This is a genomic window from Pseudactinotalea sp. Z1732 (assembly GCF_049724975.1).
In the GTDB taxonomy this organism is placed as follows: Bacteria; Actinomycetota; Actinomycetes; order Actinomycetales; family Beutenbergiaceae; genus CALKWS01.
On record NZ_JBMPQC010000006.1, the window covers coordinates 83,455 to 104,778 of the forward strand.

Consider the following 21,324-nt stretch of genomic DNA (forward strand, 5'->3'; position numbering starts at 1 on the left):
GGTTGTCGGTGGCCCACGGTAGACTCGTACGCATGTTCGACGTACCGCAAGCGGGGCCCGGCCGGCAGGGGAAGCCGGCGGAGGGCGCTGTGCGTGCTGATGCCGCGCAGGCAACTGAGGTTCACGCGCAGACCGGTGCTCGGCCAGAGGCTGACGGACGAACCCGTGCTCGGCCAGCGGCTGACGGACGAACCCGTGCTCGGCCAGCGGCTGACGGACGAACCCGTGCTCGGCCAGCGGCTGACGGACGAACCCGTGCTCGGCCAGCGCCGGCGCCCACGCCCGGATCCGCGTCGGGGTCGGGGTCGAGGTGCGAGTGTGGAGGTTCGCGGGGGTTGGGGCCGGGTGGGCGGTTGCCGCTGTGGAAGATCCCTCAACCGGCTGATGATGAAGTCTCGTCCGGGCCGGAACTGGAAGCCCGGGGTTGGCGTGAGGTGGTGGCACCTGGATTCGATGCGCCCGATGAGGTGGTCGCAGCGTTCAACGACCCACCCGCGCATGTGCTGCAGGCATGGGCACAGGATCCACATTTCCCCGCTGCTGAGAGCGAGTTCGACGAGCAGGCTCCGGACTTGGATGAGGACGAACTGGTCGATGCCAATCTGATCGCTGCCGGTGTTTTCACCCAGGTGTGTGCAGACCCGGATCCAACGGGGGTGTTCCCCTTGCCGGCATGGGGTGAACGGTTGCCGGTGGGGGTGGCCCCGCGCACTGATGGGCACCTGGCCGATGTGGGGGCTCATGCCCGCCGGCGTGGGGATTGGCAGGCTGTGTATGACTTGGAGCGCCTGGATGCCAGTGGGATGGACGCTTACACGTTGATCGAGGCGGTGGCGGCGTGGCGACGGGTGGAAGCCCTGGCCGCGTATCACCAGCGGATCCTGGCCCATGAGTTGTCCTTGCGTCCGGTGCTGGCCCTGGGTAAGGGCCGGGCCGAGGCGCCCTCACGGGTGTCGGTCGCGGCAGCACAGTTGGGGGCCCGGGTGGGGTTGACCCGTCAGGGCGCGACCAAGCTGGTGGCCGTCGGGGCGGCCATGCGCGCCGGTACCGGGATCGGTGTCGGTCAGGCGCTGCGCGAGGGGGACATCGATGCGGACAAGGCGGACCTGCTGGTCCAGGCCACCAAATACCTGCCCGAAGAGGTGGCGATGCAGGTCCACGACCAGGTGTTACCCGGTGCAGGTTTGAACACTTTGCCCCGGGTGGAGCGGGACGTGGCCACGGCGGTGGCTGAGGTGGATCCGGAGGATCTCTCCGCCCGTCACGCCCGGGCGCGGGCCGAGCGGCGAGTGGGTGCACCGCGGGTGCGTCCCGATGGGATGGCCACAACCAGCATTTACTGGCCGGCCACCGATGCCATGGCGTTGCACACCGCCCTGGAAGCGGGCGCGCGGACAGCCAAGAACGACGGCGATGAGCGCACCCTCGACCAACTGCGTGCCGATGCCCTGACCACCATGGCCCACACGGCCCTGGCCACCGGACGCATCGGCCCCTGCCCCAGCGCCACCACGCCCGGGCACGCCCAGACCGGTGACGACAGCGCGAGCGCTGGTGACGGGTGCACCTGCCCATCGGTGTTCAGCACCTCCGAGGAGGCACCGGCCAGGGGGCGGGGCCGCCATGATGGCAGTCCGCTGAACCCTGGTGAGGTGCTGACGCCGTTCACTCTGGGCACCGTGGGTGGAGCCCGGGCCCAGATCCGCATCACCGTGCCCCTATCCACCTTGATGGGCACCAGCAACGACGCCGGTGACCTCGAAGGATACGGCCCCGTGCCGGCCGAAGTGGCCCGCGCCTTCGCCGCCGGGGGCACCTGGAAGCGCCTCGTCACCGACCCCCTGACCAACCGGGCCCTGGACGTGACCGCGAAACGTTACGAACCACCACCGTGGCTGCGCGAACAAGTCATCACCAACCAGCCCTTCTGCGTGGCCCCGGGTTGCAACGTCCAAGCCCGGCACGCCGACCTCGACCACGGCGTGCCCTTCCCTCACGGCCCCACCGCCGAGTGGAACCTGCACCCCCTGTGCCGCCAACACCACCGGTTGAAAACCCACGCCGGATTCACCCATAACAGCCCCACCCCGGGTGTGCACGAATGGACCACCCCTACCGGGCACCGCTACCGCACCGACCACGACGGCACTCACCTGCTCCCACCCCCGGGGAAGCACGAGACGAACGGTGCCGGGCGAGCCAACGGCGATGGGCAGAGCACGCGCAACGGTCCCGTCAGGACACCGTCGTCCTCCGAGTCAGTTGGGCCACCTCACGCCTATCCCAGCCGGGACGACCCACCACCCTTCTGAAGTGGCTCAGAACGGGTGAACCTGCGCCACCAGTTCAGCCGGCCCGGCCAGTTCCACGTGCCCGTCCTCGAGCACGCTCACGCGCAACCGCCCGCCAGGAACCAAGACGTACCAGACGTTCGGGGCCCCCTCCCCGAACCAGGTCCGGACCGCGAGCGCTGCGGCGCAAGCGCCGGTCCCGCACGACCGGGTCTCCCCCACCCCGCGTTCGTGCACTCGCATCTTGACCACCCCGACCGACTCCGCCCCCACCACGTTTCCGGCCTCGTCGACGATGTCCAGATCCTGCTCGCCCAACGGCACCACGAGTTCAACGTTCGTACCCTCAGCCGGTTCCGGATCGACCACCGGCACCTTACTCAGGTCCGCCAGTTCCAACTCCTCCGGATCGGTCAGAGCAATCACGGTATGCGGATTCGGTACGGACAGCCGCAACCCCGGCCGCGGAGCGCGGAGTCCCGCGACCTCCACCTGCACATCCGACCCGGCTCGCAGCGCCTCAGAACCGCCCGGCGCCGACCACGTCCCCATGTCAACCGCGAACTCCTCCCCCTCCCGACGCACAATCAACTCCCCCGCACGGGTCGCGATCGGAACGGCTGCACCGTCGGGAAATTCGAGCAGGCCCTCATCGATGAGGTACGCCACGAACACCCGGACGCCGTTGCCGCACACCTCCGCCACCGAGCCGTCGGCATTGCGGTAGTCCATGAACCACTCGGCGTCACGGACCGGCACATCGGCGAGCGCCCCGCCGGCCGAACTGACCAAGACCGCACGAATCACGCCGTCCGCGCCGATCCCGGTGTGCCGGTCCGTCAGGTCCACGACGTACTCGGCGCTCAGCGTGTGCTGGTCATCCGGGTCGGCGAAGAGGAGGAAGTCGTTGCCGGTGCCATGACCTTTGGTGAAGACCGGATGTGGTTCTGGACCCATACGCCGGAGCCTACTGTGCATCGGAACGGGTCTCGAGATGACCCAGCGCCCGGTGCAGCACCCCGGCGCCGGCCCGGAGCCAGTGCACGCGCGGGTCACGTCGGAACCACTTGATCTGCCGGCGGGCCAACTGCCGCGTGGCCAGGCCGGTGTCGGCCACAGCCTGTGCCACATCACACTCCCCGCGCAGCACGGCCAGGGCCTGGGCGTAACCCACCGCGCGGTTGGCGGTTCGCCCACGCTCCAGCCCGTTGGCGACCAGTGCGCGGGTCTCCTCGATCAGACCCGCCTCGAACATCGACACCGCCCGCGCATCGATCCGCTGGTCGAGCCGGGCCGCTGGCATCTCCAACCCGATCTGCACCGCCGGGATCGCATACCGGTGCTCGGGCAGATTGGCACTGAACGGCTCCCCGGTCAGGCGGATCACCTCCAGCGCCCGCACGATCCGGCGCGCGTTGCGCGAATCGATCCGCTCGGCCGCCACCGGATCCACCCGGCCCAACTCGGCGTGCAGCACGCCGGGGCCCTCGGCCTCGGCCCGGGCCTCCAGTTCGGCACGCACCCGCGGGTCGGTGCCGGGGAAACTCATCTCGTCCAGCAACGCCCGCACATACAGCCCCGAACCCCCGACGACGACGGCGCGGCGCCCCCGGGCGGCGATGGCGGCCAGGTCCGCTCGGCCGTACTTCTGGTACGCAGCCACCGAGGCTTCCTGGTGCACCTCGAGCACATCCAACTGGTGATGCGGAATCCTCCTACGCTCCGCGACGGGCACCTTCGCCGTGCCGATATCCATGCCCCGGTAGAACTGCATCGCGTCAGCGTTGACGATCTCAGCCCCCAGCTGCTCGGCCAGGTCCAGGGCGAGATCAGACTTCCCCGTCGCGGTGGGCCCCACGATGGCGATCACTGACGCAGACACCCTGGCAACCTACCGCTCGCCCCCGGGCTTATGCTGATTGGTGATGAGCAACCCCGACAACGACCCCGACGAGGGCCGATCCTCCGAGGAAGACCAGGCGCCCGCCGAGGAACCCGTCAACGCGGCCGACTTCGAACTGTCAGAGGAAGACATCGCCGCCGCCGAGGTCCATCCGGTCACCCCGGAGCGCATCCGGACCTGGCTGAAGGAGAAGGGGCACAACCACCTCCTCCGCCCCGACGGCCAGCCGGCCGGGATCTGGAACGGCTCCCTGTTCACTTTCACCGTGACCCGGCACGTGCTGCAGATCCGGGGCCAATGGAGCCGCACCATCACCATCGAGCGCCGCGCGGAGTTCATGGCGCTGATCAACCACTTCCACACCCGCAACCCCTGGCCCAAGTGCTTGCTCCAGGTCATGGACGACGGCTCCATGCGGTTCACCGCCGACCTGGCCACGCCGATCTCGGCGGGGATGTCCGAGCAGCAACTCACCCGGGCAATACGTCTGGGTATCGGCGCCGGCCTGTCCCTCTTCGCCCAGTTGGATAAGCAGTTCCCCGACCCCTTGATGACCACAGGTGCCGCATGATCGACCCCACTGACCTACCCGGCGTCGGCGACTGGCCCGCGCCGGTAACCGTCGACCGTCTTCATCGAATGGTCGAGTCGGCCGGCGTGACCGTGACCCCGGCCGAGAACCAGATCCTGCGCGCCCGGCTCGGTGACAACCTCGTGGAGATCTCGGTGGCCGCGGGCAAGGCCACCGTGCTGCGGGTCCTGGGACTGGCCTCGACCACCCTGCCCAAGGACGCCGAGTCGGCCCTGGCCACCTATGCCAACAACTGGCACCGCGAGAAGGTCTGGCCCACGTTGCTGTGGACCACCAACGCCGAGGGCAACCTGGCGCTGCGCAGCGTCTACACAGTCGACTTCACCGCCGGTGCCACCGACCAGCAACTCACCACCGCGATCCGGCTGGGTCTCAGCGCCACCGCCAAGGGCCTGGACTCGGCGCTCGAGGCGCTCCAGAACGGCACCACCGAGCCCGAACTGGGCTGACGGGCTCATGATGAGCCACCGTCCGGAACCCGCGGCGCAGGCCGATTTGCGGACACTGCTCGACTCCGCCGACCGGATCGTCGGCTTCACCGGCGCCGGTGTCTCCACCGAGTCGGGCATCCCGGATTTCCGCTCCGCCGGTGGGGTATGGACCACGTACGATCCGGCCACCTTCGACTTCGCCCGGTTCATCACCGATGCGCAGGTGCGCGAGCAGAGCTGGCAGATGCGCCGGGAGTTCTTCGACGCCGATGCTCGACCGAACCCGGCCCACCGCGCCCTGGCAGCCCTGGAACATCAGGGCCGCTGTGCCGGGGTGATCACGCAGAACATCGACGGCCTGCATCAGCAGGCGGGGTCGGTCAACGTCCTGGAACTGCACGGCACCGCGCGGGAGGTGCTGTGCATCGGAACCCATCCTGCTCCCGGCAGCCCGCAAGGTTGCGGGTGGCGGGCGCCGCACGCATGGGCGATGGAGCAGGTCGACGCCGGTCATCCCGACCCGCGCTGCCCCGACTGTGCCGGGATGGTGAAATCCGCGACGATCTCGTTCGGCCAGTTGCTCGACCCCGATGTGATCGAGGCGGCCCTGGCCCTGGCCCGGTCCGCGGATCTGCTCATCGCCGCGGGATCCTCGTTGCAGGTGCAGCCGGCTGCGGGCCTCCCGCTGGAGACCCTCGAGGCCGGCGGCCGCCTGGTGATCATCAACGACGAGCCGACCCCGCTCGACCGGTTCGCCGACGTGGTGGTGCGAGGCCGTGCCGGTGAAGTGCTCGGCGCAGCCGTGCCGCTCTAACGCAGCCGTGCCGATGCACCACGGCGTACCCGCCCGGCTCAGGCCTGCGAGCGCACCTTGGGCATCCCCAGTCCCACCGGGACCGGGCCCGCCGGGACGGTGCCCGCGGCCCTGGCCCGCTGCGCCGCCTCCCACGCATCACCGGAGCAGGTGCGCCGGACCTCGAACGTGCCACCCCGGACACCGGAGTCGGCGATCAGGTGGTGCGGCGCCGAGGACGTCACCCGCGCGGTGACCATGTCGCCCGGGCGAGGTGCGTCGTCGTCGGGCATTCCCCCCGGCAGACCGAGGTGCACCAGCCGGTTGTCCGCCGCCCGCCCCGAGAGCCGCTTTGTGGCGGCGTCCTTGCGCCCCTCGCTCTCCGCGATGAGCACTTCGACGTCGGTCTCGACCTGCTTGGCGTTCTCCTCGGTGGAGATGCGCTGCTGCAGGTTCACCAATCGCGCGTACCGCTCGGCGACCACATCGGCCGGCACCTGATCGGGAATGTCCGCGGCCGGGGTTCCCGGACGCGGGGAGTACTGGAAGGTGAAGGCGCTGGAGAAGCGGGAGGCCTCCACCACGTCCAAGGTGGCCTGGAAGTCCTCCTCGGTCTCCCCGGGGAAGCCCACGATGATGTCGGTGGTGATCGCGGCATCGGGCAGTTGCCCCCGCACCCGGTCCAGGATCCCGAGGAACTTCTCCGACCGGTAGGACCGGCGCATCGCGCGCAGGATCACATCCGACCCGGACTGCAGCGGCATGTGCAGCGAGGGCATCACGTTCGGGGTGGCCGCCATGGCATCGATCACGTCATCGGTGAACGCCGCCGGGTGCGGGGAGGTGAACCGGACCCGTTCCAGGCCCTCGATGTGACCGCAGGCGCGCAGCAGTTTCGCGAACGCACCCCGGTCCCCGAAACCCACGCCGTAGGAGTTGACGTTCTGGCCCAGCAGGGTCACCTCGATGGCACCCTGATCCACCACGGCGGCGACCTCGGCGAGCACCTCGCCAGGGCGCCGGTCCCGTTCCTTGCCCCGCAGGCTCGGCACGATGCAGAAGGTGCAGGTGTTGTTGCAGCCCACCGAGATCGACACCCACGCCGCATAGGCACTCTCCCGGCGGGTGGGCAGCGTGGAGGGGAAGACCTTCAGCGAGTCCTCGATCTCCACCTGCGCCTCGTCGTTGTGGCGGGCCCGTTCCAGCAGTACTGGCAGCACGTCGAGGTTGTGGGTGCCGAAGACCACGTCCACCCACGGAGCGCGCTCGACGATGCCGGCCCGGTCCTGCTGGGCCAGGCAGCCTCCGACGGCGATCTGGAAGTCGGGGCGGTCCTTCTTCAGGGAGGCGAGCTGGCCGAGGTTCCCGTACAGGCGGTCTGCGGCGTTCTCCCGTACAGCACAGGTATTGATGACGACGACGTCGGCCCGGGCGGCCTGCTCCAGCAACGAGCCGCTGTGGCCGCCGGCATCGATGTAGCCGGCCTGCTCCAACATGCCCGACATCCGCTCGGAGTCGTGCACGTTCATCTGGCAGCCCAGGGTGCGCACCATGTACCGGCGCGGGGTTTCAACACTCACAGGGCCCGATTCTACGGTGCTGCGGGCCGGGCGCGAGAAGCCCGGGGGGCGGGGATCGAGTCCAATTCGTGATCTGCGTACCGACCCCCGGATGGGTACGAGGCATTAGGTTGCAGATATGTCAGAAGCGACTCCGGAACCGCCTGCCCTGACGGCGCCGGCCTCGGATATGGCCGCAGCCGCCGGTGAACCGCTCGTGGTGCTCAGCGACGTGCAGAAGTACTTCGGTGACTTGCACGTGCTCAAGGACATCGACCTCACCGTGCACCGCGGCGAGGTGGTGGTGGTGATCGGGCCCTCCGGTTCGGGCAAGTCCACCCTGTGCCGCACCATCAACCGGTTGGAACCGATCAATTCCGGTTCGATCACCCTGGACGGCCAGGAACTGCCCGCCGAGGGCAAGGCCCTGGCCGCGCTGCGCGCCGATGTGGGCATGGTCTTCCAGGCCTTCAACCTGTTCGCGCACAAGACGGTGCTGGAGAACGTGACGCTGGGGCCGATCAAGGTCAAGAAGATGAAGACCGCCGAGGCCCGCAAGGTCGCGATGGATCTGCTCGACCGGGTCGGCGTGGCCAACCAGGCCGACAAGATGCCGGCCCAACTCTCCGGAGGTCAGCAGCAGCGTGTGGCGATCGCCCGCGCCCTGGCGATGAGGCCCAAGGTCATGCTGTTCGATGAGCCCACCTCAGCGCTGGACCCGGAGATGGTCAACGAGGTCCTCGACGTGATGGTCTCCCTCGCGAAGGAGGGCATGACGATGGTGGTCGTGACACACGAGATGGGCTTCGCGCACAAGGCGGGCGACCGCGTCGTCTTCATGTCCGAGGGCCAGATCGTGGAGGTTGCCGATCCGGACACCTTCTTCGCCGACCCGCAGACCGATCGAGCCCAGGATTTCCTGAGCAAGATCCTCACCCACTAGTCGCCGCCGACCTGAACACCCATTCCACTCACAGACATGTGCGACCCACAGGAGGAAACCCACGATGAAGAACACCCGTAAGTCATTGATCGCCCTGGCGGCAGCCGGGCTGCTGATGCTCACCGCCTGCAACGGGGACGACGGCGCTCCCGAGGGCGAGCCGGTCGACCCGACGGAGTTCCCCGAAGGCAGCACGATGCAGCAGCTGCACGACCAAGGCTCCATCACCATCGGCACCAAGTTCGACCAGCCCTTGTTCGGGCTGCAGGGCCCGGACGGCACACCGGTGGGCTTCGACGTCTCCATCGGCCAACTCGTCGCCGACGCCCTGGGCGTGGAAGCCGAGTTCGTGGAGGCACAGACCCCGCAGCGTGAGAACCTCATCGAGAACGGATCGGTGGACATCGTCGTGGCCACCTACACCATCAACGACACCCGCAAGGAGGTCGTCGACTTCGCCGGCCCGTACTACATCGCCGGTCAGTCCCTGATGGTGACGATGGACAACGACGAGATCTCCGGCGACGACGACCTCGACGGCAAGCGCGTCTGCTCCGCGGACGGGTCGACCCCGGCGCAGAACATCGCCGAGAACTACCCGGAGGCCGAGCTGGTCACCTACGGCGCCTACACCGACTGCCTGGACCCACTGCGAAGCGGGCAGGTGGACGCCGTCACCACCGACAACGTGATCCTGGCCGGCTACGTGGACGAGAGCCCGGACGACTTCAAGATCGTCGGGGACCTGTTCACCGAAGAGCCCTACGGCATCGGCCTGGCCAAGGGCGACGACGAGTTCCGCGATTTCATCAACGACGTGATCGAGGAATCGTATGAGAACGGCAACTGGGAGGCCGCGTGGGAGAACACCGCCGGCACGGTGCTGGAGCTCCCGGAGCCCCCGGCCGTCGACAGGTACTGATCGCTGCCCACGTTGACACACCTTGACGGTCCGGGGCGCGCTTGCGCTCCGGACCGTCAAGGGTCGGATCGGGAGGACGAGGCATGAATGTTGTCCTGGACAACCTGCCGGCGTTCTGGAACGGATTCCTCACCACGCTGTACCTGTCGGTAACGGCGGGGATCATCTCACTGGTCGTGGGAGTCCTGCTTGCCGCGATGCGGGTCTCCCCCCTGTCCACCTTGCGCTGGGTCTCGACGGCGTGGGTCGAGGTCATGCGGAACACCCCGCTGACGCTGATCTTCGTGTTCATCTCCGCCGTGCTGTTGACGATGGACATTCTGATCCCGATCGGACGTACCCAGGCGATCGTGGCGCTTTCGGTCTACACCTCCGCGTTCGTGTGCGAGGCGGTGCGCTCCGGGATCAACAGTGTGGGCGTCGGACAGGCCGAGGCAGCCCGTGCGATCGGCCTGACCGGCGGGCAGTCGTTGAATCTGGTCGTGCTCCCCCAGGCGCTGCGGACCGTGGTGCCACCGATCATCAACGTGCTCATCGCGATGATCAAGAACACCTCCATCGCGGCCGGATTCGCCACGGTGGAACTGACCTCCACCGCCCGCACGCTGGCGCTGGGTAACCCCGGTCCGGCGGCCCTGTGGATCTTCGTGGGGATCGCCGTGTTCTACCTAGCGCTGACCGTGCCCTCGGGGCTACTCGCCAACTACATCGAGCGGAAGGTGGCCTTCGCGCGATGAGCAACGTCAGTTCAGTTCTCTACGACATTCCCGGACCGGTGACCAAGCGCCGTCAGCGGCGGTGGTCGGTGGTCGCCGGGCTGGCGATCTTCGCGGTCCTCGGTGCGGGCCTGTTCGCGATGTACCGCAACGGGGTCTTCGATGAGCGCTGGATGGTGCTGATCGATCCACCGAACGTTCGGGGGTTGAACAGCACCGCGGCAGATGTGTGGTGGAACTCACTCATCATGACCGGCCTGATCCAGGGGACGCTGGCCGCGGCTGGGCTGGCCATGCCCATTGCCGGGCTCGTCGCGCTGATCCTGGTGGTGCTACGCACCTCGACCAAGAAGGCCGTCAGCGTCCCCGCCAAGGTCCTCATCGAGGTCTCCCGCGGACTCCCGGTGCTGGTCCTGATGCTCTTCGGGCTGTTCGTCTTCAACTTCAGCGCCTACGTCTCTGTGGCATTCGGGCTGATCGTCTATAACGCCGCGATCCTCGCCGAGATCCTGCGGGCCGGTCTGGCCTCGATCGCCAAGGGTCAGGGCGAGGCCGGGATGGCCATCGGGCTGAGCTGGTTCCAGAACTTCTTCATCATCACCCTGCCGCAGGCAGTCCGGGTCATGATGCCCAGCCTGATCGCGCAACTGGTGGTGTTGCTGAAGGACACCTCGATCGGTTTCATCGTGGGCTACACCGAACTGCTGCGAACCGGACAGGTCAACTGGAACTTCTTCGGCAACGAAACCCGTCTGCCGTTCTTCGTGGCGGTGCTGGCGATCTACCTGGTGCTGAACTTCTCCCTCACCCGCATCGCCACCTTCGTGGAGAAGCGGCTCCGCGAGCGTGGCCAGCGCGCCACGCTGCCCGGTGGGATCGCCGCCACCCTCAATCCCAGGGACGCCTGACCGGCTGCCGCCTCCTAGCCCTCGGAGACCACCAGGTCGGCGTAGTCGGTATGACGCTCGATCCAGGCCGCCACGAACGGGCACACCGGGTCCACCCGGCGCCCCTCGGCGCGGATCCAGTCCAGCGCCGTGCGCGCCAGGGCCGAACCCACACCGCGGCCCTCCGCGGCCGGCTCCACGAGGGTGTGGCGAAGGGCCACCACGTCTGCCCGGCGCTCGTACTCCAGGCGCCCGAGGTGTTCACCACCGGCGGTCGCCACGAACTGCTGCTGGTCGGATGAATGTGAGATCTGCGGATCAGCCATGACTCACCCTAGGCAGATCACGGGCTCTCCAGGAAACTCTCGGCGGTGCCGTCCGGGTCGGAGTCGCCCTGGTCGACGCCGTCCTCGGCCTGCTCATCCCAGAGCAGTTCGCTGATCAGCCGGTGTGCCAACCCCGCCGGGTAGCCCTTGCGGGCGAGCATGCCCATCAGACGCCGACGGCGCCGAGTCGGATCCAGGCCCTGGGAAGACCGGGCCTTGCGGCGCAACAGGGCCCGCGCCGCGGCCTCCTCGTCCTCGGGCTCGATCGAACTCAACGCAGCCTCGGCATCCTCACTGCCGATGCCCTTGCGTCGCAGCTCGAGCGCCAGCGCCCTGCGGGCGAGCCCCCGCTCGGACTGACGGCTGCGCACCAGCATCTGCGCGTACTCGGCGTCGTTGATCAGGCCCACCTCGGTGAACCGGTCCAGGACCTTGGTGGCCACCGCCTCGGGGACGTCCTTCTTGGCCATCGCCTCGGCCAGTTGCGAACGGGAACGCGGGGAGTGGGTCAGCAGGCGCAACGCGATCGCGCGCGCCACCGACTCCGCTTCCGGTTCGGAATCAACCGCCGCCGCGCCCGTGGCCGGGGTTTCACTCACCCGGCCACGGGAGGTACGCGTACGGCGCATCAGGTCACCGGCGTCGGCTCGCTCGGAGGAAGGCATCCGATACTCAGAAGTCGACCGCCTCGGCGGACTCCGGCACCACCTCGAGTTTGATGCCCACCCCGAGTTTGGTCTTGATCTTGGTCTCGATCTCGTCGGCCAACTCGGGGTTGTCCTTCATGAAGCGGCGCACATTCTCCTTGCCCTGACCCAGTTGGTCGCCCTCGTAGGTGTACCAGGCACCGGACTTGCGCACGATCCCGTGCTCCACGCCGAGGTCGATCAACCCGCCCTCGCGGGAGATGCCCATGCCGTAGAGGATGTCGAACTCGGCCTGCTTGAACGGCGGGGCCATCTTGTTCTTCACCACCTTGGCACGGGTGCGGTTACCCACCGAATCGGTGCCCTCCTTGAGGGTCTCGATCCGGCGCACGTCGATGCGTACCGAGGAGTAGAACTTCAGCGCCTTACCGCCGGTGGTGGTCTCCGGTGAGCCGAAGAACACCCCGATCTTCTCGCGGAGCTGGTTGATGAAGATGGCGGTGGTCCCCGAGGAGGACAGCGCGCCGGTGATCTTGCGCAGCGCCTGGGACATCAGCCGGGCCTGCAGGCCCACGTGGGAGTCGCCCATCTCGCCCTCGATCTCGGCCTTGGGGACCAGGGCTGCGACGGAGTCGATCACCACGATGTCCAGGGCGCCGGAGCGGATCAGCATGTCCATGATCTCCAGGGCCTGCTCGCCGGTGTCCGGCTGGGAGACCAGCAGCGCATCGGTATCCACCCCCAGACTCTTGGCGTACTCGGGGTCCAGGGCGTGCTCGGCGTCGATGAATGCGGCGATCCCCCCGTTCTTCTGGGCGTTGGCCACCGCGTGCAGCGCCACGGTGGTCTTACCGGAGGACTCCGGACCGTAGACCTCGACGACCCGGCCCCGCGGGAGGCCACCAATGCCCAGGGCCACGTCCAGGGCGATCGAACCGGTCGGGATGACCTCTACCGGCGGACGGGTGTCATCACCCAGCCGCATCACCGAGCCCTTGCCGTAGGCGCGGTCGATCTGGCCGAGAGCGGCGTCAAGGGCCTTCGTGCGATCTGCGTTCGTGCGATCTGCTGCGGAAACAGCCATGGTGTGTCACCTTCGGTTCTGGGCGGTCTCTCCGCCGGATGTGCAAGGGCTGGTCTGTTCGCCACCACCCTCTCCGGGTGGCTTGATGGGGCGTGGAACGAGGCTATGTCCGACCACTGACATCCGGTGCGCTGCGGATCCAGCGTGTGGATCCAGGGCCGCACCGTCCGCGTCCTGTGGACAGCCTAGGACGAACGCGTGTTCGAGGTAAGTCCGACACGCCGAACGCGCGGATTGACCACGACGCAGAGCACGATCGTGGGCCCCGCTCAGGTCAGCAGCAGCCGTTCGATCCGCCGGGTCGCGGCCCACAGACCCAGCGCGCTCATCACCGCCAGGTAGGCCACGTGCGCCCACATACCGGCGTGCACTGCTCCGGTGGTCAGGCTCCGGATCAGTTCTACCCCGTGGTAGAGCGGGGTCGCCTGGACCACCCACTGCAGGGCCGGCGGATAGGTACTCAGCGGGAAGAACGTGGCGGAGAACAGGAACAGCGGCAGGATCGCCAGCTGCACGTAGTCGGCGTCATTCCATGAACGCATGTAGGTGGTGGCGGCCATGCCAACCGAGCCGAACGCCAGCCCGATCAGCGAGGCGACCGGGATCGCCAGTACCGCCCAGGCCGAGAGCACGAACCCCGACAGCGTGGCCACCAACAGGAACGCCACGGAGTACACCAACCCCCGCAACAGCGCCCAACCGATCTCCCCCACCGCGACATCGCGCGGGCTCAGCGGGGTGGTGAGCACCGAGTGATAGAGCTTGGCGTCCTTGATCTTGCCGAACACGTTGAACGTGGAGTCCATCACCGCCCCGTTCATCGCGGAGGTGGCCATCATCGCCGGGGCAACGAAGACCGCGTAGGACATCGCCTCCCCGTCGACGTCGATGGTGCCCACCAGCGTCCCGATGCCCACCCCCAGGGCGAACAGGTAGAACACCGGCTCGAGGAAGCCGGAGACATAGGTGAACACCGCCCGGCCGGCCGCCCGCGCGTTGCGTTCGACCAGTGCCCACGGCCGCAGCAGCAGCGCGATCATCACACCACCATCCGCTTTGTCAGTCGGCGCACCGCGAGGGCATAGCCGACGGCGATCATCGCCACCAGCACCGCCAGATGCACCGCGAACCGCCACGGTTCCAACCACAGCGGGGAGTCCGGCCCCAGCCCGAACGCCCGGTTCAGCGCCACCGCGTGGGTCAGCGGCGACACCCATGCCACCGCCTGCAGCCCGGTGGGCAACTGCTCCAGGGGGAAGAACGTCCCGGAGAACAGGAACATCGGCATGATGACGAAGCGCTGCAGGATATTGAAGCCCTGCCCGGAGTCGGTGATCCCGGCGGAGTAGGCGAAGGTGCAGGCCGCGAAGCCCATCCCGGTCAGCACGGCCACCACGACGACGGCGGGCACCCATACCCCGTTCATCGCCCCCAGCGCCGTGGCCACCGCGGTGAAGACCCCGGCCACCATCGTCATCCGGATCAGGATGTAGACCAGTTGCCCGCGCACCAGGTCCACCACCCTGATCGGGGTGGCCAGCATCGCGTAGTAGTTGTAGGTCCACTTGATCGGCGCCAGCACGTTGTAGGTGGCCTCCCCGGAGCCGGTCATCATCGTCTGGGCCGCGACCAGCCCGGTGGCCACGAACGCGACGTAGGCCACGCCGTTGATCGCGCCACCGCCGGGGCCGTCCACCAGCGACCCGAGCCCGTAGCCCAGGCCGGCCAGGTACATCAGCGGGGCCAGGAAGGAGGAGACCACGGTGGAGGGCCAGATCCGCCGGTAGCGCATCAACCAGTACGTCAGCACCGCCCGCCAGCCGGAGAACGAGGACGAGGAGACCGGGCGCGTCGGATCGGCAGGGAGGCTCGCGCCGGCACCGGGGCCGTCTTCCGGGCTGGTCATTCGATCAGGCTCCGCCCGGTCAGCCGCAGGAAGACGTCCTCCAGGCTGGACCGGCGCACCAGCGTGGCCGCCGGGTGGATGCCGCGTGCGGTCACCGTCTCCAGGGCCGCGTCGCCGTCGCGGACGTAGAGCAGGACCCGGTCGGCGAGCACCTCGACGCGATCGGCGAGATCGCGCACCTGGCCGACGACGTCGTCGTCGTGTTCGGCGAACCGCAGTTCCAGCACCTCCCGGGAGGCGTGCTGGGCGATCAGGGAGCGCGGTGAACCCTCGGCCACGATCCGTCCGGCGTCCATCACCACCAGTCGGTCGCAGAGTTGTTCGGCCTCGTCCATGTAGTGAGTGGTCAGCACCAGGGTGACCCCGGAGCGCTTGAGCTGTAACAGGCGCTGCCACAGGTTGTGCCGGGCCTGCGGGTCCAACCCGGTGGTGGGCTCATCCAGCAGCAGCAGGCGCGGTTCGTTGATCAGGGCACGAGCGATGGTCAGGCGCCGCTTCATCCCGCCGGACAGGCTCTCGACGACGGCGTCGGCCTTGTGGGTCAGATCGGCGAACTCCAGCAGCGGGCCGGCCCGGCGGGCGGCTTCGGCGCGGGACAGCCCGAAGTAGCGACCGTACACGAGGAGGTTCTCGGCGACCTTGAGTTCGGTGTCCAGCCAGTCCTGCTGCGGGACCACGCCCAGTTGGGCGCGGATGTCCGGGCCGTCGCCGGCCGGGTCCATCCCGAGCACGCGTAGGGTGCCGCCGCTCACCGGCGAGGTGCAACCGATCATCCGCATCGCCGAGGTCTTGCCCGCCCCGTTCGGTCCCAGGAAGCCGAAGGACTCCCCCGCCTCCACCGTGACGTCGATGCCATCCACGGCGGTGAAGTCACCGAAGGTCTTGACCAGGTTGCGGGCTTCGATGAGGGGCATGCCTGGCACTGTAGGACATCGTCGGCACTGCTAGCAACCTACCTTGCTTGCCTGGGCGTCATCGCCATGCCGGGTATCCGGGCAGGTTCAGCGCACCGTTCCCACCCCACTCCCGCAGTGCCCGGGTGATCGCCTCATCGGCCGCCGCGGCGGTATCGGGGAAGTCATCGGCGGCCTCGGCGATCACCTGGCGCCACCGGCTCACCAGCAGTTGGCGATGATTCGGCGCCAGCGCACCGGCGGGTCCGATGCTGGCCACCTTGGTCCGGGCCGAAGGAAGCAGCCACGCGGCCGAGACCACGGTGAAGATGACGACGGCGCCGCGCACCTGAGCGGGCCAGTGCGGGTCGGTCGCGAGCTGGGGAAGCTGCCCCGACGCGCCCGCGGTGAACTCGGCCAGCATCGCCTCGCGCAACCCCGACGGCGGAGTGAACACGCACCAGCAACTGCTGAACGGCTGCAGTGCGTAGGCGGCGTCGATGGCTACCGGATGTACCGCGGTGCCCTCGGTATCCAGGAAGCGCACCGCAGGTTCGGTCAGCACCGCGTTGTCCGGGCAGGTGTCTCCGGCTGAGATCACCTCGCGGGTGGAGTCGCCGAGCAGCGCTGTGAGCGCCTCGGAGATCTCGGCCCGCGCCGCCTCGGCGTGGCGCACGCCCCAGTCCGCCATCGCATCGAGCCCAGCGCCCGGCAGCGCGGCAATCAGGCGGCGGTTGGTCTCCTCGGCCGGGCCCAGGTCGGCGCGGAACTGCGCCAGCACGTCGGGATCGGCCACCACGTGGCCGCCCAGCGCCCGGGCCCAGCGCAGGCAGGCGGCCCAGGCCGCACCCGGGTCGTCACGCACGAGCAGGTCCGCCAGGGTGGGGGCCGCGCCGATGTCCTCCATCACCAAGGTGGTGTTCGGGGCGTCCTCGGCGAGCAGGGCCGGGGTACCCGGCAGGTAGCGCAGCCCGGCGCGTTCGCGCAGGAAGCCCTCGGTGTGGGCGCCCGCGCCGGCATCGGCTTCGTCCGGGGAGCCACCCTCCGGGGCCAGGAAGGTCTTGACGACCACGCTGCTCCCCCACTGCGCCGGTGCCTGGTTCACCCGGTGCCGGCTCACCCGGGAGCGAGCAGAGCCACCCAGTTCGGTGCCGGGAGCCAGGTCGATGTCGTCGGGAAGATTCGGCGGGAGCACGGTGGACACCGGTTCACCCTAGGACAGCGCCGGAAGCCGGATGTGCGGATTCGCCGCGTGAGATTACCGCTTGCGCGCCTGAGGTTGGCGGTGGTGCCAACGCACGTGCTCGGGCAGGTCGTTGACCACGCAGATCGCCGCCCAGACCTCGCGCGGGGACGTGCCCTGGTCCAGGGCCTCCTGCGCCGTCCGCCCACCCAGTGGCCCCAGCACCATGTCCTTGGCCAGCGATGCGGCATAACTGCCGAAGGTGTCGGTCATGGCGGACCAGAATTCCGAATGCTTCACCCGCGCAACCTTATGAGGCCGGGTCAAGGCGTTGACAGTCGGACGTCTCGCTTCTAGCGTGTAATCGATTACTCGCACAGTCTGGATACCTGCCGCTGTGTGACGGCATCGGTTTCACCGCGATGTCACTGACCGACTGGCAACCTCCTTCTGGAGTCGATCGATGACGACGACAATGAGCCGACGAAACGCGCTCCGCCTGGGAGCCGGCGCACTCGGCAGCCTCGGCGCAGCCTGGGCGCTGAGCAGTTGCTCTGACGCCTCGGCCTCACGGCCGATGCAGTTCTGGAACAACTATTCCCCCCAGCGTGCGGGCGATCCGAACGTGATCGCCCAGAGCGACTGGTTCCTGAACGCCACCAGACGCTGGGCGGAGGCGGGCGAGCGCCCGGTGGACATGGTGCACATCCCCGGGTACACCGATCCCACCAACACCCGGATCACCACCGCCTTTGCCGCCGACGAGGGCCCGGACATCTTCCTGATCTCCCCCGGCGACTTCCTGCGCTACTACAACGGCGGCGTGCTCACGGACCTGACGCCATACCTGACGCAAGAGGCTATCGACGACTTCTACCCCGACGCGCTGGCAACCCGGATGGTCGACGGGCGCGTGTACGGCCTACCGATGGAGCAGGAACCCCTCGCAATCTTCTACGACATCGCCGCGTTCGAGGAGGCCGGGTTGGCCGAGGGCGACCTGCCGAGCACCTGGGATGACATGCTCGGCCTCGGCCGGGAACTCACCGGTGGCCAGCGTGCCGGTCTGGTCCTCGATACCACCCCGAGTTACTACCAGAACTTCACCTTCTACCCGTGGATATGGCAGGGCGGCGGGGACGTGATCGATCCCGCAAGCGGCACACCGCACTTCGACTCCGACGCCGCCGTGCAGGCCCTGAGCCTGTTCCAGGAGGCCGTGCAATCCGGTGCCTCACCGCGCACATTGCCGGCCGGGGGCGACCTGGTCAGCGCCTTCACCAACGGGTACGCGGCTATGTGGCAGACAGGCATCTGGCAGGTCGAGGCGATGCGGCAGAACGCCCCCGACCACCCTTACGGCATCTTCCAACTCCCGTCCCCGCCCGGTGGGCAGTCGGTCACCGCGCTAGGCGGGTGGGCATTCGTAGTGAACAGCCGTGGGGTGGATCCCGACGCCGCAGCCCGCTTCACGGTCGAGTTGATGGGAACGATGAGTGAGAGGTCCATCGGCGCAGCGGTGGAATGGAACGGGCTGGCCAAGGGCAATATCCCGGCACGCCGCTCAGTGACCCGGGCGATCGGCGACACCGGATCGTTCGAAAACCCGATTCTGCAGCAGTTCCGCGACGAGATCGTCCCCACCGGCCGGGGTGAGCCTCGCTACCCACCGGTTATCTACAAGGCCGTCTCCAACGCCATCCAGAACACCATGCTCGCCGGCGCCGAGGCGAACGAGCAGGCGCAGATCACTCAATCGGCGATCGAAAGTTACCTGGAAACATACGAAGGGGGCTCACTGATATGAGTTCACTGACGCTCTCGCGCACGGCCGGCCGTGAGTCGCCGGCCACCCCGTCGGCGACCGGTGGGAAGTCCGCACAAGCCCGCTGGGAACGCCGCGCAGCGTTCTGGTTCCTGCTTCCGGACTCCCTGGGACTGCTGGTCTTCGTGGCGCTCCCGATGGTGCTGGCCGTGGTACTGGGGTTCTTCCACATGGACGGCTTCGGCACCTTCGAGTTCGTGGGCGTGGACAACTACGTACGCATGGCCGGAGACCCACAGTTCTGGAACAGCGTACGCATCACGCTGATCTACCTCGTAGCCGTGGTACCGGCGATCTACGTGATCGGGCTGGCTCTGGCGCTGCTGGTCCAGCAACGGTTCCCGTTCGTGGGCCTGGTTCGGAGTGCGCTGTTCGTGCCCTACGTGGTCAGCCTCGTCGTCGTCGCCATGGTCTGGGAGTTCATGCTCGCCGAGCGCACCGGGATCATCTCCCGGGCCCTGAGTGGACTGGGCATCACCGATGTCTCCCTGCTCGGTGAACCCAGCCTGGCCCTGACCGCGGTGATCGTGGTGACCGTCTGGTTCCAGATGGGCTACTACATGGTGATCTTTCTCGCCGGGCTACAGGACATACCGGGCGAGTACTACGAGGCTGCCCGCATCGACGGAGCGAATGCGTGGCAGCGGTTCCTGCTGATCACTTCCCCGCTGTTGCGCCCCACCAGTTTCTTCGTCGTCATTACCGCAACAGTCGCGGTCTTCACCGGCGGCTTGGACCTGATCTTCGTGCTCACCGGCGGCGGACCAGCCGGAGCGACCACGCTGTTGATCTTCTATGTCTACGAGCAGGCGTTCCTGTTCGGCGAACTGGGCTACGCGGCGGCGATCGGCTCGGTACTGGTGTTGGTGCTGATGATCTGGTCCGGCCTAATGTTCGCCCTCACCCGCGGAGGACGGTTCGACAATGACTGACACAGTCGCCCACCCAGACCACCAAGACCACACCGCGACCCCGCGACGACGGGTGCGGGTCGACAGCTTGTGGACCAAGCGGCGCACGATGATGCTGGCGCTCGGCCTGGTACTGGGGGCGTTGACCATCTTCCCGCTGGTGTGGATGGTATCTGGCTCCTTCAAGACCGCAGCCGACGTCTACAGCCTGGACCTGATCCCGGCCAGTCCCACCCTGGAGAACTTCACGTACGTCTTCACCGAGGTGCCATTTCTGCGATACATGGCCAACAGCCTGTTCGTGGCGGGCACGGTCACGGTGCTGGCGCTGTGGTTCCACTCGATGGCCGCCTACGCCCTCGCCCGTCTGAACTTCAAGGGCCGGGACACGATCTTCCTGATCATCTTCTCCACCCTGCTGGTGAGTCTGCCGGTGGTACTGATTCCCACATTCGTGGTGGTGCGCACGCTGGGTCTGGTGGACAGTTACGCCGGGCTGATCATCCCGGCCATCTTCAACGCCTTCGGCATCTTCCTGCTGCGCCAGTTCTACATCTCCCTTCCCAAGGAACTCGAGGAGGCCGCCCTGGTGGACGGAGCCAGTTACTGGCGGATATACGCGAACGTGATCCTGCCGCTGTCACGCCCGATACTGGCGGCGTTGGCTGTCTTCTTCTTCCTGGCGAACTGGAACTCCTTCGTCTGGCCGCTGACGATCACCTCGGATCCCAACCTGCGGGTGGTCCAACTCGGAATCGCAACCTTCCAACAGCAGTACACCGCGGACTGGAACTACATCCTGGCCGCCGCCACGGTGGCGGCGGCCCCGACTTTGCTGGTGTTCTTCTTCTTCCAGCGCCAGATCGTGGAGTCCATCAAGAGTGCTGGCTTCAAATGAGGCCTGATCCGTCGTCGAGGCGCACTGCCGGCGGGGTTGAGCAAGCCCCGCCGGCCCTGGTATCGAATGTGTCATGACAACTGAACTGACCTGGTTGCGCGCCACCGAGCACTCCGACCTACTCGCCGAACCCACCCGCGCTGCATTGGCCGGCTGGCCCGGCGCCGAGGCCGTCCAGGTGGCCGAGATCGACCCTGCGATCGCCGACACCTCCGCCCTGGTCGCCGCGACCGACATCACTCTGGAATCCAGCGCCAACTGCTTGGTGGTGCGGGCCCGGCGGTCCGGCACCGAGACCCTGGCCGCCGTCCTGGTCCTGGCTACCACGAAGGCGGACATCAACACCGCGATCCGCAAGACGCTCGGGGCGCGCAAGTGCTCCTTCATGTCGATGGACGCCGCGGTGGAGGCCACCGGGATGGAGTACGGCGGCATCACTCCGATCGGACTCCCGCAGGACTGGCCGCTACTGATCGATGAGCGGGTGGTGGCCCAGGACCAGATCGTGATCGGCTCGGGGGTGCGCCGATCCAAAGTGCGCATGCCCGGCCCGCTCGCGCAACAGTTGCCCGGGGCCCAGGTGATCACCGACCTCGCGGTGCCGAGCGCCTGAG

The 21,324-nt window shown here is 67.8% G+C and carries 23 protein-coding genes; 12 read left to right on the forward strand and 11 right to left on the reverse strand.

Translation table 11 applies throughout. The annotated features are described in order from the left end of the window. The first annotated feature begins 437 nt into the window (after window positions 1–437). On the forward strand, window positions 438–2,312 hold the full coding sequence (locus tag ACPL7H_RS12395; RefSeq protein WP_424797209.1) for a DUF222 domain-containing protein: 1,875 nt from the start codon (window positions 438–440) through the stop codon (window positions 2,310–2,312). A 6-nt stretch (window positions 2,313–2,318) separates the two neighbouring features. Here ACPL7H_RS12395 and dapF read toward each other — a convergent pair whose 3' ends face one another. Both dapF and miaA read right to left on the reverse strand, forming a co-directional pair. Beyond that, window positions 2,319–3,248 (reverse strand): diaminopimelate epimerase, encoded by a 930-nt coding sequence (gene dapF, locus ACPL7H_RS12400; RefSeq protein WP_424787956.1) that lies wholly within the window; start codon window positions 3,246–3,248, stop codon window positions 2,319–2,321. A 10-nt stretch (window positions 3,249–3,258) separates the two neighbouring features. Next, on the reverse strand, window positions 3,259–4,173 hold the full coding sequence (gene miaA, locus ACPL7H_RS12405) for a tRNA (adenosine(37)-N6)-dimethylallyltransferase MiaA (protein ID WP_424797210.1): 915 nt from the start codon (window positions 4,171–4,173) through the stop codon (window positions 3,259–3,261). A 43-nt stretch (window positions 4,174–4,216) separates the two neighbouring features. Here miaA and ACPL7H_RS12410 point away from each other — a divergent pair, with 43 nt between their 5' ends. Genes ACPL7H_RS12410 through ACPL7H_RS12420 form a run of 3 tightly spaced genes read left to right on the forward strand, consistent with a single transcriptional unit; the run spans window position 4,217 to window position 6,031 of the window. Then, the gene (locus ACPL7H_RS12410; RefSeq protein WP_424797211.1) at window positions 4,217–4,765 is read left to right on the forward strand and encodes a YbjN domain-containing protein; all 549 of its coding nucleotides are present in this window, start codon (window positions 4,217–4,219) and stop codon (window positions 4,763–4,765) included. Then, window positions 4,762–5,235: a YbjN domain-containing protein gene (locus ACPL7H_RS12415; RefSeq protein WP_424787959.1), complete on the forward strand. Its 474-nt coding sequence runs from the start codon at window positions 4,762–4,764 to the stop codon at window positions 5,233–5,235. The genes ACPL7H_RS12410 and ACPL7H_RS12415 overlap by 4 nt, the downstream gene beginning before the upstream one ends. Window positions 5,236–5,245: 10 nt before the next feature. Next, a complete protein-coding gene (locus ACPL7H_RS12420; protein WP_424797212.1) occupies window positions 5,246–6,031 on the forward strand; it encodes an SIR2 family NAD-dependent protein deacylase in 786 nt (261 codons plus the stop codon). A gap of 38 nt (window positions 6,032–6,069) precedes the next feature. Here ACPL7H_RS12420 and miaB read toward each other — a convergent pair whose 3' ends face one another. Continuing rightward, window positions 6,070–7,563: a tRNA (N6-isopentenyl adenosine(37)-C2)-methylthiotransferase MiaB gene (gene miaB / locus ACPL7H_RS12425; RefSeq protein ID WP_424797340.1), complete on the reverse strand. Its 1,494-nt coding sequence runs from the start codon at window positions 7,561–7,563 to the stop codon at window positions 6,070–6,072. A gap of 196 nt (window positions 7,564–7,759) precedes the next feature. Between miaB and ACPL7H_RS12430 the strand changes: the two genes are divergently transcribed. The 4 genes from ACPL7H_RS12430 to ACPL7H_RS12445 all read left to right on the forward strand — a co-directional run bounded on the left by ACPL7H_RS12430 (window position 7,760) and on the right by ACPL7H_RS12445 (window position 11,058). After that, window positions 7,760–8,512: an amino acid ABC transporter ATP-binding protein gene (locus ACPL7H_RS12430; RefSeq protein ID WP_424797341.1), complete on the forward strand. Its 753-nt coding sequence runs from the start codon at window positions 7,760–7,762 to the stop codon at window positions 8,510–8,512. Window positions 8,513–8,576: 64 nt separating this feature from the next. After that, complete coding sequence (locus tag ACPL7H_RS12435; protein ID WP_424797213.1) at window positions 8,577–9,434, forward strand: glutamate ABC transporter substrate-binding protein; 858 nt, start codon at window positions 8,577–8,579, stop codon at window positions 9,432–9,434. 83 nt (window positions 9,435–9,517) lie between these two features. After that, window positions 9,518–10,171 carry an amino acid ABC transporter permease gene (locus tag ACPL7H_RS12440; protein ID WP_424787962.1) on the forward strand — a complete coding sequence of 218 codons (654 nt, stop codon included), beginning with the start codon at window positions 9,518–9,520 and terminating at the stop codon, window positions 10,169–10,171. Next, complete coding sequence (locus ACPL7H_RS12445; protein WP_424787963.1) at window positions 10,168–11,058, forward strand: amino acid ABC transporter permease; 891 nt, start codon at window positions 10,168–10,170, stop codon at window positions 11,056–11,058. The genes ACPL7H_RS12440 and ACPL7H_RS12445 overlap by 4 nt, the downstream gene beginning before the upstream one ends. A 14-nt stretch (window positions 11,059–11,072) precedes the next feature. On the opposite strand, the gene ACPL7H_RS12450 is transcribed toward ACPL7H_RS12445, so the two are convergent. The 8 genes from ACPL7H_RS12450 to ACPL7H_RS12485 form a co-directional block, all read right to left on the reverse strand. Beyond that, entirely contained in the window at window positions 11,073–11,363 is a 291-nt protein-coding gene (locus ACPL7H_RS12450) for a GNAT family N-acetyltransferase (protein WP_424797214.1), read from the reverse strand. Window positions 11,364–11,380: 17 nt separating this feature from the next. Beyond that, on the reverse strand, window positions 11,381–12,028 hold the full coding sequence (locus tag ACPL7H_RS12455; RefSeq protein ID WP_424797215.1) for a regulatory protein RecX: 648 nt from the start codon (window positions 12,026–12,028) through the stop codon (window positions 11,381–11,383). 7 nt (window positions 12,029–12,035) lie between these two features. Further along, a complete protein-coding gene (recA, locus tag ACPL7H_RS12460; RefSeq protein WP_424787966.1) occupies window positions 12,036–13,094 on the reverse strand; it encodes a recombinase RecA in 1,059 nt (352 codons plus the stop codon). Between the two features lie 269 nt (window positions 13,095–13,363). Further along, window positions 13,364–14,134 (reverse strand): ABC transporter permease, encoded by a 771-nt coding sequence (locus ACPL7H_RS12465; protein ID WP_424797216.1) that lies wholly within the window; start codon window positions 14,132–14,134, stop codon window positions 13,364–13,366. Further along, window positions 14,134–15,000, reverse strand: coding sequence for an ABC transporter permease (locus ACPL7H_RS12470; RefSeq protein WP_424797217.1), 867 nt, complete (start codon window positions 14,998–15,000; stop codon window positions 14,134–14,136). The genes ACPL7H_RS12465 and ACPL7H_RS12470 overlap by 1 nt, the downstream gene beginning before the upstream one ends. After that, a complete protein-coding gene (locus ACPL7H_RS12475; RefSeq protein ID WP_424797218.1) occupies window positions 14,997–15,914 on the reverse strand; it encodes an ABC transporter ATP-binding protein in 918 nt (305 codons plus the stop codon). Before ACPL7H_RS12475 ends, ACPL7H_RS12470 begins: the two co-directional genes overlap by 4 nt. A gap of 58 nt (window positions 15,915–15,972) precedes the next feature. Further along, entirely contained in the window at window positions 15,973–17,097 is a 1,125-nt protein-coding gene (locus ACPL7H_RS12480; RefSeq protein ID WP_424797219.1) for a hypothetical protein, read from the reverse strand. 54 nt (window positions 17,098–17,151) lie between these two features. Further along, window positions 17,152–17,376, reverse strand: coding sequence for a DUF3046 domain-containing protein (locus ACPL7H_RS12485; RefSeq protein WP_424787971.1), 225 nt, complete (start codon window positions 17,374–17,376; stop codon window positions 17,152–17,154). A gap of 163 nt (window positions 17,377–17,539) precedes the next feature. Between ACPL7H_RS12485 and ACPL7H_RS12490 the strand changes: the two genes are divergently transcribed. The 4 genes from ACPL7H_RS12490 (at window position 17,540) to ACPL7H_RS12505 (ending at window position 21,323) form a co-directional block, all read left to right on the forward strand. Continuing rightward, the gene (locus ACPL7H_RS12490; RefSeq protein WP_424797220.1) at window positions 17,540–18,883 is read left to right on the forward strand and encodes an ABC transporter substrate-binding protein; all 1,344 of its coding nucleotides are present in this window, start codon (window positions 17,540–17,542) and stop codon (window positions 18,881–18,883) included. Further along, entirely contained in the window at window positions 18,880–19,833 is a 954-nt protein-coding gene (locus ACPL7H_RS12495; RefSeq protein WP_424797221.1) for a carbohydrate ABC transporter permease, read from the forward strand. The genes ACPL7H_RS12490 and ACPL7H_RS12495 overlap by 4 nt, the downstream gene beginning before the upstream one ends. After that, on the forward strand, window positions 19,826–20,710 hold the full coding sequence (locus ACPL7H_RS12500) for a carbohydrate ABC transporter permease (RefSeq protein ID WP_424797222.1): 885 nt from the start codon (window positions 19,826–19,828) through the stop codon (window positions 20,708–20,710). The genes ACPL7H_RS12495 and ACPL7H_RS12500 overlap by 8 nt, the downstream gene beginning before the upstream one ends. Before the next feature lie 73 nt (window positions 20,711–20,783). After that, window positions 20,784–21,323: a YbaK/EbsC family protein gene (locus tag ACPL7H_RS12505; RefSeq protein WP_424797223.1), complete on the forward strand. Its 540-nt coding sequence runs from the start codon at window positions 20,784–20,786 to the stop codon at window positions 21,321–21,323. Window position 21,324: the final 1 nt, after the last annotated feature.

Excerpts from the sequence above, each read along its gene's own strand:
- ACPL7H_RS12450 (WP_424797214.1), bottom strand. The coding sequence starts at position 11,363 with ATGGCTGATCCGCAGATCTCACATTCATCCGACCAGCAGCAGTTCGTG.
- ACPL7H_RS12440 (WP_424787962.1), top strand. The coding sequence starts at position 9,518 with ATGAATGTTGTCCTGGACAACCTGCCGGCGTTCTGGAACGGATTCCTC.
- ACPL7H_RS12455 (WP_424797215.1), bottom strand. The coding sequence starts at position 12,028 with ATGCCTTCCTCCGAGCGAGCCGACGCCGGTGACCTGATGCGCCGTACG.
- ACPL7H_RS12420 (WP_424797212.1), top strand. The coding sequence starts at position 5,246 with ATGAGCCACCGTCCGGAACCCGCGGCGCAGGCCGATTTGCGGACACTG.
- ACPL7H_RS12435 (WP_424797213.1), top strand. The coding sequence starts at position 8,577 with ATGAAGAACACCCGTAAGTCATTGATCGCCCTGGCGGCAGCCGGGCTG.
- ACPL7H_RS12475 (WP_424797218.1), bottom strand. The coding sequence starts at position 15,914 with ATGCCCCTCATCGAAGCCCGCAACCTGGTCAAGACCTTCGGTGACTTC.
- ACPL7H_RS12445 (WP_424787963.1), top strand. The coding sequence starts at position 10,168 with ATGAGCAACGTCAGTTCAGTTCTCTACGACATTCCCGGACCGGTGACC.
- miaB (WP_424797340.1), bottom strand. The coding sequence starts at position 7,563 with ATGGTGCGCACCCTGGGCTGCCAGATGAACGTGCACGACTCCGAGCGG.
- ACPL7H_RS12470 (WP_424797217.1), bottom strand. The coding sequence starts at position 15,000 with ATGACCAGCCCGGAAGACGGCCCCGGTGCCGGCGCGAGCCTCCCTGCC.
- ACPL7H_RS12495 (WP_424797221.1), top strand. The coding sequence starts at position 18,880 with ATGAGTTCACTGACGCTCTCGCGCACGGCCGGCCGTGAGTCGCCGGCC.
- ACPL7H_RS12490 (WP_424797220.1), top strand. The coding sequence starts at position 17,540 with ATGACGACGACAATGAGCCGACGAAACGCGCTCCGCCTGGGAGCCGGC.
- ACPL7H_RS12415 (WP_424787959.1), top strand. The coding sequence starts at position 4,762 with ATGATCGACCCCACTGACCTACCCGGCGTCGGCGACTGGCCCGCGCCG.
- ACPL7H_RS12500 (WP_424797222.1), top strand. The coding sequence starts at position 19,826 with ATGACTGACACAGTCGCCCACCCAGACCACCAAGACCACACCGCGACC.
- ACPL7H_RS12410 (WP_424797211.1), top strand. The coding sequence starts at position 4,217 with ATGAGCAACCCCGACAACGACCCCGACGAGGGCCGATCCTCCGAGGAA.
- ACPL7H_RS12465 (WP_424797216.1), bottom strand. The coding sequence starts at position 14,134 with ATGATCGCGCTGCTGCTGCGGCCGTGGGCACTGGTCGAACGCAACGCG.
- ACPL7H_RS12430 (WP_424797341.1), top strand. The coding sequence starts at position 7,760 with ATGGCCGCAGCCGCCGGTGAACCGCTCGTGGTGCTCAGCGACGTGCAG.
- dapF (WP_424787956.1), bottom strand. The coding sequence starts at position 3,248 with ATGGGTCCAGAACCACATCCGGTCTTCACCAAAGGTCATGGCACCGGC.
- recA (WP_424787966.1), bottom strand. The coding sequence starts at position 13,094 with ATGGCTGTTTCCGCAGCAGATCGCACGAACGCAGATCGCACGAAGGCC.
- ACPL7H_RS12505 (WP_424797223.1), top strand. The coding sequence starts at position 20,784 with ATGACAACTGAACTGACCTGGTTGCGCGCCACCGAGCACTCCGACCTA.